The organism is Candidatus Eisenbacteria bacterium, assembly GCA_035577985.1.
In the GTDB taxonomy this organism is placed as follows: domain Bacteria; phylum Desulfobacterota; class Binatia; order DP-6; family DP-6; genus DATJZY01.
On record DATJZY010000001.1, the window covers coordinates 1 to 12,743 of the forward strand.

The 12,743-nt window shown below is 71.5% G+C and carries 9 protein-coding genes; 2 read left to right on the forward strand and 7 right to left on the reverse strand.

The genetic code is table 11. The features are described from left to right. On the forward strand, window positions 1–1,467 hold a 1,467-nt coding region (locus tag VMS22_00005; protein HXJ32391.1), incomplete at its 5' end, for a sulfatase-like hydrolase/transferase. 3 nt (window positions 1,468–1,470) lie between these two features. Here the strand turns inward: VMS22_00005 and VMS22_00010 are convergent. The 4 genes from VMS22_00010 to VMS22_00025 all read right to left on the reverse strand — a co-directional run bounded on the left by VMS22_00010 (window position 1,471) and on the right by VMS22_00025 (window position 9,510). Continuing rightward, the gene (locus tag VMS22_00010; protein HXJ32392.1) at window positions 1,471–2,037 is read right to left on the reverse strand and encodes a hypothetical protein; all 567 of its coding nucleotides are present in this window, start codon (window positions 2,035–2,037) and stop codon (window positions 1,471–1,473) included. Between the two features lie 198 nt (window positions 2,038–2,235). Then, on the reverse strand, window positions 2,236–2,829 hold the full coding sequence (purN, locus tag VMS22_00015; GenBank protein HXJ32393.1) for a phosphoribosylglycinamide formyltransferase: 594 nt from the start codon (window positions 2,827–2,829) through the stop codon (window positions 2,236–2,238). A 7-nt stretch (window positions 2,830–2,836) separates the two neighbouring features. Continuing rightward, on the reverse strand, window positions 2,837–6,253 hold the full coding sequence (locus tag VMS22_00020) for a UvrD-helicase domain-containing protein (protein HXJ32394.1): 3,417 nt from the start codon (window positions 6,251–6,253) through the stop codon (window positions 2,837–2,839). Continuing rightward, window positions 6,250–9,510 carry a PD-(D/E)XK nuclease family protein gene (locus VMS22_00025; GenBank protein ID HXJ32395.1) on the reverse strand — a complete coding sequence of 1,087 codons (3,261 nt, stop codon included), beginning with the start codon at window positions 9,508–9,510 and terminating at the stop codon, window positions 6,250–6,252. Before VMS22_00025 ends, VMS22_00020 begins: the two co-directional genes overlap by 4 nt. Before the next feature lie 49 nt (window positions 9,511–9,559). Here VMS22_00025 and VMS22_00030 point away from each other — a divergent pair, with 49 nt between their 5' ends. Beyond that, window positions 9,560–10,477, forward strand: coding sequence for a cobalamin-binding protein (locus VMS22_00030; GenBank protein HXJ32396.1), 918 nt, complete (start codon window positions 9,560–9,562; stop codon window positions 10,475–10,477). Here VMS22_00030 and VMS22_00035 read toward each other — a convergent pair. The 3 genes from VMS22_00035 to VMS22_00045 all read right to left on the reverse strand — a co-directional run bounded on the left by VMS22_00035 (window position 10,470) and on the right by VMS22_00045 (window position 12,669). Continuing rightward, on the reverse strand, window positions 10,470–10,628 hold the full coding sequence (locus tag VMS22_00035) for a hypothetical protein (GenBank protein HXJ32397.1): 159 nt from the start codon (window positions 10,626–10,628) through the stop codon (window positions 10,470–10,472). The two genes, VMS22_00030 and VMS22_00035, sit on opposite strands and share 8 nt — an antisense overlap. Window positions 10,629–10,746: 118 nt before the next feature. Beyond that, window positions 10,747–12,228 carry an amino acid permease gene (locus VMS22_00040; GenBank protein ID HXJ32398.1) on the reverse strand — a complete coding sequence of 494 codons (1,482 nt, stop codon included), beginning with the start codon at window positions 12,226–12,228 and terminating at the stop codon, window positions 10,747–10,749. A gap of 27 nt (window positions 12,229–12,255) precedes the next feature. After that, entirely contained in the window at window positions 12,256–12,669 is a 414-nt protein-coding gene (locus VMS22_00045) for a hypothetical protein (GenBank protein ID HXJ32399.1), read from the reverse strand. Between the last annotated feature and the right edge of the window lie 74 nt (window positions 12,670–12,743).

Genomic DNA, 12,743 nt, shown 5'->3' on the forward strand with positions numbered 1-12,743 from the left:
CAGGTGGACGTCTTCGCCGCGTACGTCGCCTACACCGACCACGAGATCGGCCGCGTGATCCAGGCCGTCGAGGACATGGGCAAGCTCGACAACACGCTCATCATCTACATCAACGGCGACAACGGCACGAGCGCGGAAGGCCAGCCGATCGGCACGCCGAACGAAGTCGCCATGTTCAACGGCGTGCAGGTGCCGGTCGCCGATCAGTTGAAGTACTTCTACGACGTCTGGGGGTCCGACCAGACGTATCCCCACATGGCGGTGGGCTGGGCATGGGCCTTCGACACGCCGTTCTCGTGGACCAAGCAGGTGGCGTCGCACTTCGGCGGCATCAAGCAGGGCATGGCGATCTCGTGGCCGAAGGCGATCACGGACAAGGGCGGGATCCGCCACCAGTTCCACCACGTCATCGACATCGTGCCCACCATCTTGGAGGCGACGCGGGTCAAGGCTCCGAAGGTGGTCGACGGCATCCAGCAGAGGCCGATCGAAGGCGTCAGCATGATGTACACCTTCGACAAGAAGAACGCGGACGCGCCGTCGACCCACAAGACCCAGTACTTCGAGATGATGGGAGACCACGCGATCTACCACGACGGCTGGATCGCGAGCACCAAGGTCATGCGACCGCCTTGGGACGTCATGGGTGGCGTCGGCGCGGATCCGGCGACCTACCCGTGGGAGCTCTACGACCTGCGCAGCGACTGGACGCAGTCGGAGGATCTGGCGGCGAAGAACCCGGCCAAGGTGAAGGAGCTGGAAGAGCTCTTCTGGAAGGAGGCGGCGAAGTACCAGGTGGAGCCGCTCGATGCGACGGTGGTGACCCGCCTCATCACACCGCGCCCGAGCATCACGGCAGGGCGCAACGTGTTCACCTGGACCGCGCCGCTGACCGGCACGCCGAACGGCGACGCACCCTCGATCCTCAACAGCTCCTACGACTTCAAGGCCGAAGTGGAGATTCCGCAGAGCGGCGGCGAGGGCATGCTGATCACCCAGGGCGGCCGCTTCGCCGGCTACGGCTTCTATGTGCTCAAGGGCAAGCCGGTATTCACGTGGAACATGGTCGACCTGAAGCGAATCAAGTGGCAGGGGCCGGACGTGCTGCCACCCGGCAAGCACACGCTGGAGTTCGACTTCAAGTACGACGGCCTGGGCATGGGCACGCTCGCGTTCAACGACATGAGCGGCATCGGGCGCGGCGGCACGGGTACCCTCAAGGTCGACGGCAAGGCGGTCGCCGAGCAGAAGATGGAGCGCACCATCCCGTTCATCCTGGCCTGGGACGAGAACCTGGACGTGGGCTCGGACACCGGCACGCCGGTCGACGACCAGGACTACCAGGTCCCGTTCGCCTTCACGGGGAAGATCGACAAGATCACACTGTCGATCGACCGGCCGAAGCTCACGCCGGAAGACGAGAAGAAGCTCCTGGAAGCGGAGCAGAGCCGGAAGGCGAGCCAGTAGCGATCAGCGACCCGTCGAGAAGAACGACCCCGAGGGAAACGGGATCTCGGGGTTGGGCCCATCCGCCGCCGGCGCCCAGAGCCGCGCGAGGAACACGGCGGCGGCGAGGAGCACCATCGCGACGGCCCACACGACGTAGCCGACGTGGAGACTCAGCCCGCGTGCGAATGCGATCGGCGCCAGCAGGCCGGCCGCGAGCACGCAGTGCAGCCGGTTGAGGATGCGGACCGATCGATGTCGCGGGAAGCGGCACATCAGCGGTGAGAGGATTCCGAGGATCGCTGAGAGACCCGGGCAGACCCCCAGCAACGGCCCGAGCCGCACGAGCATGTTGTAGGACCACGAGGGCTCGAGACCGGGAACGAGCGTCGCCAGGACCATGGCGGGGATGGCGATCACGCTCATGACGAAGCATCCCACCCCGTATCCGACCTCGGGGGTTCCGCCCCAACTGACGGTCACGACCGGCAGGAACAAAGAGACGACGAAGGCGCCCAGGCCGGCGACGAGGAGCGCTTTCACGGCGGCGGCCGGTGGGACGGGCGCCGGGATTTCGTCGTCCCGCAGCATCGACGACGAGTGTAACGGGAGGTGGCCGGAGTGACGAGCTACGCGCCGTACCCACCGTCGATGTGCAGACCCGCGCCGGTGATGTAGCTCGCGCCCGGGCTCGCCTCGCCCAGCGGATGGAAGACATCTTCGCCGCGTGAACCGGAGCCGAGGCCGCGCCTATCCTTCGGGTTCCCGGGCGGTGATCGTCTAGGGCTGCTACCCGAGCTTCAGATCGCCCTCCACGATCCGCTCGAGCACCTCGACGACGAATTCCTTCTCCCGTGCCCGCACCCGCGTCGAGAGATCCGCGACGGAGTCGCCGGGCAACACCGGTACACGGCATTGCGCCAGGACCGGACCGGTGTCGTAGTCGGCGTCGACGAGATGGATCGAGACTCCGGTCTCGGCGTCACCCGAGGCCAGGACGGCCTCGTGGACACGGTCGCCGTACATGCCCTTGCCGCCGAACTTTGGCAGGAGGGCCGGATGCGTGTTCACGATCCGGCCGCCGTATTCCCGTAGGACCGCGGGCCCGAGCTTCTTCATGTAGCCCGCGAGGAGTACGAGATCGGCGCGAGCGTCCGCCAGCGCCGTCAGGATCGCTCGGTCGAGCTCCTCGGCGTCCGGATGCGTCACCGAGGAGAGGTGCAGTGCCGGAACGCCGGCCGCGTGGGCTCGCCTCAGCGCAGCGGACTCGCGGTTGTTGCTGATCACGGCCGCCACGCACCCTGCGATGCGGGCCTCGGCCACCGCGTCCAGCACCGCCTGGAGCGTCGTCCCTTCGTGCGACGCGAGGACCGCGAGCCGCATCGTCCTCTCACACCCGCAGCAGCACCGCGCTCGCCCGCCGGCCCGTCGCCTTCTCGATCGCGCGCGCGTACAGGGCGACCTGCCGGCGGTATTCGTCGAGCCGTCCTTCGACCTCGACGTCGGTCTTGAAGTCGACCACCGTCCACCCGCCGTCCTCTTCGAACGCCGCGTCGACGACGCCTTCGACCAGCGTGCCGTCGTCGAGCACCATCGCGAGCGGCGTCTCGCGTCGCAGGCGGCGTGCACCGGCCGCGCGACGCAGGAGCGGGTGCGCGAGCGCGGCGGTCACCGCGGCGGCAGCAGCGTCGACTTCGTCCGGCGGCGCGCCGAGCAGCCGTCCCTCGATTCCCGCGAGGGCCGTCACCTCCGCGCGCGACGACCCGAGATCGACGGCGGCCAGCACCGCGTGCACGAGCGTCCCGAACCGCCTCCCGTGCGGTCGCGCGCCCGCGGCACCGACCGACTCGACGGCCACCTCGCCCTCATCCACGCCGGTCGCCGCGAGCTCGGTCGCCGTCACGACCCGGATCGACGGCGTCGCCCCCGTTTCACGTACGCGCGACCGCTCGGCCTGCCACGCCTCGTGCGCGCGCACGCCGCGTTCCGAGCGCACGCCGTCCTCGTCCGCGGCGAGGAGCTTCTGCTGCCGGAGCCCCACGTTCTCCTCGACGTCGAGCTTGAGCTCCGCAGGCGCCCACCACACGACGCCGTGTGATCCCGCTTGCGCGCGATGGAGCCCCGGCGCCACCGACGCCGACGGTCGTGACGCCTTCTCGTGTCTGGGGTGCACGCAATCACCCGTGAGCTTGGGACATCCCGGCGGCGTCGCGGTCTCGGGCACGCGCGACCGATCCGGGTCCGGGTAGATCGCGCGATCGAGGGGCGAGAGCCAGCCCTCGAAGGGCTCGTCGCCGACGGCGGGCACCACGAGGAGATCGCGCGCCCGCGTCGCGGCGACGTAGAGGAGCCGCACCGCCTCCTCCTCATCGCGCGCGCGCTCCTCGGCGGCGTTGTCGACGAGGTCGGGCGGCGCGGCGCCCGCGAGCCGCAAGGCCGCCAGCCCGCGTGCCGGATCGACGTAGCGGGTCGGCTCGTCGGGCGTCGCCTTCGCGGTCAGGTCGGCGAGGATCACGACCGGGAACTCGAGCCCCTTCGCGCGATGCACCGTCATGATGCGGACGCCGTCCGTGCCGTCCTCGATGATGGGCGCCTCGCCCGCGTCGCCGCGGGCGGCGTCCTGCTCGAGCGACTCGACGAAGGCGCGGAACGACGTGACGCCGCGGCGCTCGGCGCGGCGGGCGAGATCCATGAGACGCGTCACGTTCGCGAGCGCCTGCTCGCCCGTCGGCCAGATGGCGAGGGCGGCCTGGGCGCGGGTCGCGGCGAGCAGGCGCGCGATCGTCTCGGCGAAGGGACGGCGGTTTCGTCGCACGTGCAGCTCGCGGAGGATGGCGAGCGCCTGGATCACCTCGCGCAGCTCGGCCGGGAGATCGTCGGGAACGCGCCGGAACGGATGGAGCGAGCGCATGCGCTCGCGATAGGCGAGGAGCGTGCCGTCACCGAGCGCGAAGAACGGGCCGCGCAGCGTCGCGAACAGCGCCAGCTCGTCGTCGGGACGCTCGATGGCACCGAGGGCGGCGCGAAGCGCGGCCACCTCTTCACGCTGGTGGAACGAGCTGCCGCCGACCAGCACGTGGCGGAGCTGGCGCCCTTCCAGCGCACGGACGTAGGGGCGCGTCACGTCATCGCCCCACGAGCGCATGCGGCGGAAGAGGATGCAGACGTGTCGCGCGGCGATCGGCACGCGCTCGCGTGGCCGCTCCCGTTCGGTGACGGTCCACCCGCTCTCTCGGATGAGCCAGGCGACGAACGCTGCGATGGCGTTCGGCAGCGAGTCCTCGATCTTCCAGCCCACCACCTTGCCGTAGTCGCCGTACGGCTGCGGCACCGGCAGGGCGACCAGCGCCGGCTGCGTGACCGTGCCGGTGCGATAGGGCGCGAGCGGCACGTACGACGCCTGGCCGTCCTTCGTACCGTCCATGCAGGGGGCGAACGCCGCGTTCACGACCTCCTGCAGCTCCGGAACGGCGCGGAAGCTCACGCGGAGGTGCAATACCTCGGCGCCGGCGCCGACGAGCTGCCGCTTCACCGCCTCGTAGACGGCGACGTCGGCGCGCCGGAAGCGGTAGATCGACTGTTTCGGGTCGCCCACCAGGAAGAGCTTCCCGGGCGCCGGCCGCACGCGCCGCCGGTCCGTCTCCTTCGGATCGTCGGCGGCGAGGAGCAGCAGCAGCTCCACCTGGAGCGGGTCCGTGTCCTGGAACTCGTCGACGAAAAGGTGCGTGAAGCGCTCCTGCAGCTCGGCGCGCACGTCGGACCGGTCGCGGACGAGATCGCGCGCGCGGCGCAGCAGGTCCAGGAAGTCGAGCATGCCGGCACGCGCCTTCGCGCGCTCGTAGTCGTCGATGAGCGGCAAGAGGTCGTCGCGCAGCAGCGGCGCCAGGTCGGCGCCGGCGGCCCGCACGAACGCGTCGAGGCGCGCCTTCACGGCGTCGCGCAGGTTGCGGCGGTTCTCCTTGGCGGTTTCGCCCTTGCGGATCCACCCGCGCCACTTCCAGTGCCGATCCCGCGACAGGTCGATCAGCTCCGACTCGAGGCTGTCGTAGTCGCGACCGCGCAGCGCTTCGCGACGCGCGACGTGATCGACGAAGCTCGAGATCTCGTGCAGGGACCGTTCGAGGAAGGCCTTCTCCTCGACCGGCGCCGCCTCGGCGCCGAGCGCGGCCAGGTCGGCCATGATGCCGTCGATCTCGGCGTCGCGATCGAAGGACATGCGCTGCCACGGCGCCGCGAAGTCGCGCCATTCGATCAGCTCGCGGGCGGCGGCCTCCAGCAGGCCGCGCGGCCCGTCGGTACGGCTGCGGCGCCGCAGCACGCGCCGCACGCCCGGACCCGGCGTCTCGAGCTGGCGCTCGAACCAGCGCGAGAAGACGCGCGCGAAGATCACGCCCGCGACGTCGTCCGGCGCCACCTGAAACTGCGGATCGACACCGGCCTCGATCGGTCGCTCGCGCAGCAGCTCCGCGCAGAACGCGTGGATGGTGCCGATGCGCGCGGCCTCGAGCTGGGGCAGCGCCGCCGTGAGTCGCGCTGCGTCCTCCGGCGGGCAATCCCCCTTCTGGCGTGCGTGCTCGATCCCGGTACGCAACCGGAGCTTCAGCTCGCCGGCCGCCGCCTCCGTGAAGGTCACCGCGACGATCCGCTCGAGGGTCGCCGTGCCGGCGGCGATGGCGGCCACCATGCGCGACACGAGCGCGCTCGTCTTGCCGGTGCCCGCAGCGGCCTCGACGACGAACGTGGTCCCGAGGTCGCTGCCGATGCGATCACGATCGGCCTGGTCGGCGAGCGGACGCTCCACGCTCACTTGCGCCTCCGGAGCTTCAGCAGCGGCACCAGCTTCTCCTCGGGCTTGCGGAGGACGCGAACCTCCTCGTAGGGGCCGCACACGACCTTGAAGTCGCACCACGTGCATGCCCTCTTTGCCGGCGCCGCGGGCAGGAAGCCGTGGCGCAGGGCGTCGCCGACGGTCGTCGCGACCTCCTCGGCATCGCCGCGGCTCGCCTTGTCGATCGGCACGGTGCGCTCGGTGTACTCGCCGACCGACGTGCAATAGTAGAGCCGCCCTTCGGTGACCGGCGTGCCGAGGATCTGCTCGGCCGCGAGCGCATAGAGAACCGGCTGCAGCACCTCGCCGCCACCGATCACGACGTCGTACGGTGCGGTCGCCTTGCCGCTCTTGTGATCGGTCACACGCAGGCGGCCGTCCTGGTGGCGCTCGACGAGATCGATCGCGCCGCGGAGCTGGAGCCCGCCCGCAACGTGCACCGGCTGGTCGACGCTCGCCGGATCCCGATGCACGCGATCGCGATCGCCGAGCGCGAAGGACAGCTCGAAGCGCTCGGGCACCCAGCCGTCGAAGCGCTCGACGGAAAGCCGGAGCCATTCATGCAGATCGGCGCGGATCGCGTCGACACCGTCGGCCCACACGCGCGGGATGGCCGGCGCGAGGTTCTCGGCCTGGCGCGCAGCCTCGTTCTCGAGGGACTTGTCGAGGATCGCGAACGCGCGGGCGAGCGTATCGTGCCGCAGGGGCAGCAGGCCGTCGTCGCGCAGCCGCGTCAGCACCTGGAACTGGACGTTGTGCACGAGATCGCCGCGCGTGAGCGGATCCATCACCTCGATTCGGATCGGCTCCTCGCGCGGCTCGAGGCGATGGATCGTGTGCAGGAAGAAGCGGTACGGGCAGGCAGCGAAGTGCTGGAGCGCGGTCGGCGAGAACGCACGCGCATCCAGCTGATGCCGGGCGAGTGCGGCGCGTGCGAGATCGTCCGGATCGACGAGCCCGTCGGCCGGCGTCCAGCGACGGAGCCATCGACGCGCGCGGGCGCGGAGCGCGCGGGCGAGATGCGGGTTCGCGCCGACGAGATAGGTCGCCGTCCCGGCGGTCGTCTCGGGATCGGCCTCGAGGAGCGGCGCCAGCAGCGCAAGATCGTACTCGGCCTCGTCGATCGCATCCGTGGGCCGCTCGGGGGCGGGCCAGCCCAGGCGCGCCTGCGCGGCCTCCTGCGCGCGGCCGCCCAGCTCGTCGAAGCCGGGCAGGACGCCCTCGGCCGCGCGCAGCACCTCGAGCGCGTAGAACGACGGCACGCGCGGCCGTGCCCGCTCCACGTCGACGCGCGGATACGAGAGGTAGACGCGCTCGCGCGCGGCGCCGACGGCGATCCGGAGCGCGAGTCGCTCGGCCGCGGAGCGGTCCGCCTGCCTCACGAGCCCGTCGGCGTCGAGGCGCTCGCGCGCAGCGTCGAGCAGGATCGGATCCTCCACGATCTTGGCCGGGAAGAGGTTCTCGGCGAGGCCCGGCACGAACACGACATCGAAGACGAGCCCGCGCATCGCCGCCGTCGGCGCGATCAACACCTTGCCGTAGCGACGGCGCGGCGGAGGTACCGTCAGATCGCGCAGGCGCGGCGTCAGCACGAGCCGCACCTCGTCGAGGTCGACGGGGCCGACCGGCGACATGGGCGCCAGCTCGTTCAAGGTCGCGAGCACCGACGCCGGGTCGCGGAGCGTCGTCTCCGCCAGGTCCCGCAGCAGGCCGAGCCACTCGCCCCAGCGGGCCTGCGTCGGGAGCGCCGCGAGCTTCGCGACCAGCGGGAGCGCGAACCCGCGGAGATCACCGAGGTCGCGCAGGTCGCGCTCGAGGCGCGCGGTATGCCCATCGTCCTGGTCGCCCAGCGCAGCGCGCTTGCCGCAGAGCTCCTGCGCGAGGCCGTCCAGGCGTCGTTGCCAACGATCGACACCACCGATGACGGCCGCGTCGACCAGGAGCTGCTCCCACCGCGGCGGCACACGGAGCGTGCCCGCGATCGCCGGCACGGCGCCGGGATCGTCGACCGCGGGCGGTTCGTCGGCGGGCGGCTCCGGCGCGGGCTCCGGTGGAAGCAGGTCGCTCTCGGGCGCGGCCCAGCCTCCGTCGCCGGTGCGACCCTGGTCCGGCACCTGCCCGAGCGACAGGTACTCGGCGAAGCCCCGCGCCGAGAGGTCCTCGGCCGCACAGGCGAGGAGCGCGAGGAGCGCGCGACCGGCGGGGTGCGGCCGCCGGGTTCCCCGCGCGAAAAAGCAGGGAATGTCCGCGCGCGCGAACGCCTCCTCCAGATGCGAGACGTAGTCGCCCCCGGCGTGGAGCGCGATCGCCATCCGATCGAGCGGCACGCCACGCGCCGCCTCGGCCTGCACCGCGCGCGCGATCTCGACGCATTCGCGCGCCTCGCCGGGCCATGCCGTGAGACGGACGCTGTCGTCGAGCCGTTCCTTCTCGGGCGCCGACTCCTCGAACAGGTGGCGCTGCAGGCGTCCGAGCGATCCCCGCTGCGGCGAGCCCGTCCGCGCGTCCGCATCGCACTCGAGCGCGCGCTCGAGGGCCGCGCGGCTGCGCGCGTCGCCGGCGGCTGCGGTCGCGAGCACCGACGGCGCGCGCCGGGCCAGCGCCGCGACGAGTGCTTCTTCGGCGGCGCTCCCGATCGGCACGTCGAGCAGCAGCAGCGGGAGGCCGACGGGTGGCGGAGGCTTGCGCTCACGCGCGACGGCGCACGCCGTTTCGAGCACGACGGCGTGATCGGCGAGGCGGTCCGCGGCCAGCTCCTCCGCGACCGCGTCCATCAGCGTTGCGAGATCGGCGCCGGCGCCGCCGAGGTTCCGCAGACGCCTCGGGTCCACGCCCGCGAGTCGCAGCTCGCCGAGCGTGCGCTCGACCGCACCCGGAAGGCCGGGATGCTCGGCCACCGCGGCGAAGCGCCCGAGCCGCTTCTCGCCGGCCAGACGATGCACCGCGCGTGCGACGACCGCCGCGATCGAGAGCCGCGGAGGCGGCACGAGCCCCTGTGCCGCGAGGGCGCGCACCGCGAGGCCTGCCGCGAGACGGCCGAGCGTCGAGCGCACGAGCCCGAACCGCGCGCCGGCCGCGATCGACGCGTCGCGGGCGAGATCGTCGCAGGCCTCCCACGTCGGTGCGACGAGCAGCGCCTCGGCGTCGGCCGCCAGCGCCGCAATGAAGGCGCGCGCGAGGTCCAGGCGCGTCGCCGCGTCGGGCGCCACGATGAGCCTCGCCTTCCCCGCCGCCATCGCGTGGATGGCATAGCACGAGCGTCGCCGCGTGCTATACCCGGCGGCGATGCGCGCGGTGTCGCTCCTGCCCGCCGCGACCGAGATCGTCGCGGCGCTCGGCTGCCTCGACGCGCTCGCGGCCGTGAGCCACGAGTGCGACTGGCCGGCCGAAGTGCAGGCGAAGCCGCGCATCACCCGCTGCGAGATCCACGGCAACCGGCTGCCGAGCGGCGAGATCGACCGTTGGGTGCGCGAGACGCTGCGAGCGACCGGCACGCTCTACACGATGGACGAGGCGCTGCTGCGCCGGATCGCGCCCGACGTCATCCTCACGCAGCGTCTGTGCGACGTGTGCGCCGTCGGCTACGGGAGCGTGGTCGCCCTCGCGGCGACGCTGCCGGGGCCGCCGCGCGTCGTGAGCCTCGAGCCGCAGCGGCTCGCCGACGTCTTCCAGGACATCCGCAACGTCGGCGGCGCCCTCGGCGTTCCGGAGCGTGCAGCGAGCATCGTGACGGCGCTCGAAGGCCGCCTCGCGGCCGTGCGGCGCAAGAGCGGATCGCTGCCGCGGCGGCGCTGCGTGCTGCTCGAGTGGATCGACCCGCCGTTTCGCACCGGCCATTGGGGGCCCGAGGTCGTCGAGATCGCGGGCGGCACGGATCCCATCGGCGTCGCCGGGGAGGACGCCGCCAAGGTCCCGTGGGCGGCGGTCCGCGATGCGCGGCCCGAGGCGATCGTGCTCGCGTGCTGCGGCTTCGACATCCCGCGCACGCTGGCGGACGTGGAGATCCTGCGCGGCTACGACGGCTGGAGCGATCTCCCGGCCGTGCGCGGCGGCGAGGTGTGGGCGGTCGACGGATCGGCGTACTTCAGCCGGCCGGGGCCGCGTCTCGTCGACAGCGCCGAGCTGCTCGCGCAGTGCCTGCACCCGGGGACGTTCGGTGTGCCGCCTCCGGAGCGGGCCGCGCGCGTCACGTCGGCTACCTGATCGACTCGACCGCGCAGGTGGTGCCGGAGACGGGATTGCCGGCCGCGTCCGAAGAGGACACCACCGTGCAGGTGACCGCGGAGAGCGGCACGTTCGTTCCCGCCGTGCAGTCGAACCGGACGTCGAGCCATGCGCCCGGTCCGAAGGTCACGCCGCCGACGAGGACGTAGACCAGCCGTCATACCGGTTCGCTGCTAGCGCACCGGTCGCAACGGCGTCGAGGCTCGAAGGCCGCCGCGCGCGGCTCTTCACCAGATCGTCACGTGGCTTCAATCGCGCGCGCGGCCACCCGGTGAGGCGCCGCCGACCTTCAGCTCGTGCGGCAGCTCGACGCTCATGATGCTGTGGTGGCGACTGTAGCCGAAGTAGATGACGAACCCGATGAGGAGCCACACCGCGAGCCGCAACCAGTTCTCCCATCCGAGCGAGAACATCATGGCGAGGTTCATGAGGATGCCCGCGATCGGCACCAACGGCACCCACGGGGTGCGGAAGGGACGCGCCACGTTCGGGTTCGTGCGCCGCATGACGATGACCGCCGCGCACACGATGACGAACGCCATGAGCGTGCCGATGTTGACGAGGTCGGCGAGGAGCTTCAGCGGGAAGATCGCCGCGATCGTCGCCACGAGGATGCCGGTGAGGATCGTCGCCTTGTGGGGCGTGCGGAAGCGCGGGTGGACGGCCGCGAAGAAGCTCTTCGGGATGAGCCCGTCGCGCGCCATCGCGAGCAGGACGCGCGCCTGTGAGAGGAGCAGCACGAGGAGCACGCTCGTGATGCCGACGACCGCGCCGAGCGAGATCAGGAACTCGGCAACCGGCAGCCCGCGCGCCTTGAACGCGTGCGCGACGGGCGCGTCGATGTCGATCTTGTCGTAGGGGATCATGCCGGTCAGCACGGCCGCGACCAGGATGTAGAGGATCGTGCAGAGGATGAGCGAGGCGATGATGCCGATCGGCACGTCGCGCTGTGGGTTCTTCGCCTCCTCGGCGTGGGTCGAGACCGAGTCGAAGCCGATGTACGCGAAGAAGATGTACGCCGCGCCCTTGAACACCCCCGGCATGCCGTAGGGCAGGAACGGGTGCCAGTTCTTGGTCTCGACGTAGCCCGCGCCGAGGATGATGACGAACAGGACGACGACGAGCTTCAGGATGACCATCGCGGCGTTGAAGCTCGCACTTTCGCGGATGCCGACGACGAGGATCACCGTGATGAGGAGCACGACCAGGAACGCCGGAAGGTTGCAGACCGCGCCGGTCGCCACCCACGTCGAGGTCGCCGCGTCGAAGTCGAAGGGGTTGTTGATCCACATGCGCGGCAGCTCGATCCCGAAGATGCCGAGGAACGACACGAAGTAGTGCGACCACCCGTGCGCGACGGTGCTCGACGCGACCGCGTACTCGAGCACGAGGTCCCAGCCGATGATCCACGCGAACAGCTCGCCCAGCGTCGCGTACGCGTACGTGTAGGCGCTGCCCGCGACGGGAACCATGGCTGCGAACTCGGCGTAGCAGAGCGCGGCGAGCGCGCAGCCGATCCCGGCGACGACGAACGAGAGGACGAGCCCGGGTCCGGCGTACTGGTTCGCGGCGAGGCCCGTCAGGACGAAGATGCCGGCGCCGATGATCGCACCGACGCCCAGGGCCGTGAGGCTGACGGGCCCGAGCACGCGACGCAGCTGATGCTCGCCGGCGAGCTCGGCCAGCAGCACCTCGACGCTCTTGGTCCGGAACAGCGAGCTTCGCGCCATCTCCCCTCCTCCACTCCGCGGGCCCGCCTAGTGCAGCGTCTCGTGGCCTCCGGTATCCGGCGCGTCGCTCGACGCGGAGAGCGCTTCCGCCGTCGCGTAGAGCCCGACCTTGCCGCGCACGGCGAGGCCGATGCCTTCCTGCGGCGTACACGTGATGATCTCGGTCTCGTCGGTGCGCGTGAGCGTCACGAGCGCGCGCAGCCCGTGCGCCGCAGTGTCGAGCACGACCTCACGCAACGCCAGACCGCGCTCGCGCAGAAGCCCGACCACGACGCTCGACAGCCACGGCGCCTCGTCGCTCGTGCCGTCGCTGCCGAGCTCCTGGGCCCGGACGGCGTCGAGCGGAACCGCGATCGTGGCGCCGTCGGTGGCGACGAGCTCGGCGCGGCCCCGACCGCAGCGCTGGCAGACGTGCACTCGCGCGAGCTCCAGCCGCTTCACACTGCCCTCGTAGCCGCCGCGAGGGGGGCGGTCAACGGGCGGCAGGTCCGTTGACGCTGTCGACGCGCCTACGC

Coding starts and splice junctions, on each gene's coding strand:
- VMS22_00010 (HXJ32392.1), bottom strand. CDS start 2,037: ATGCTGCGGGACGACGAAATCCCGGCGCCCGTCCCACCGGCCGCCGCC.
- purN (HXJ32393.1), bottom strand. CDS start 2,829: ATGCGGCTCGCGGTCCTCGCGTCGCACGAAGGGACGACGCTCCAGGCG.
- VMS22_00025 (HXJ32395.1), bottom strand. CDS start 9,510: ATGGCGGCGGGGAAGGCGAGGCTCATCGTGGCGCCCGACGCGGCGACG.
- VMS22_00030 (HXJ32396.1), top strand. CDS start 9,560: ATGCGCGCGGTGTCGCTCCTGCCCGCCGCGACCGAGATCGTCGCGGCG.
- VMS22_00040 (HXJ32398.1), bottom strand. CDS start 12,228: ATGGCGCGAAGCTCGCTGTTCCGGACCAAGAGCGTCGAGGTGCTGCTG.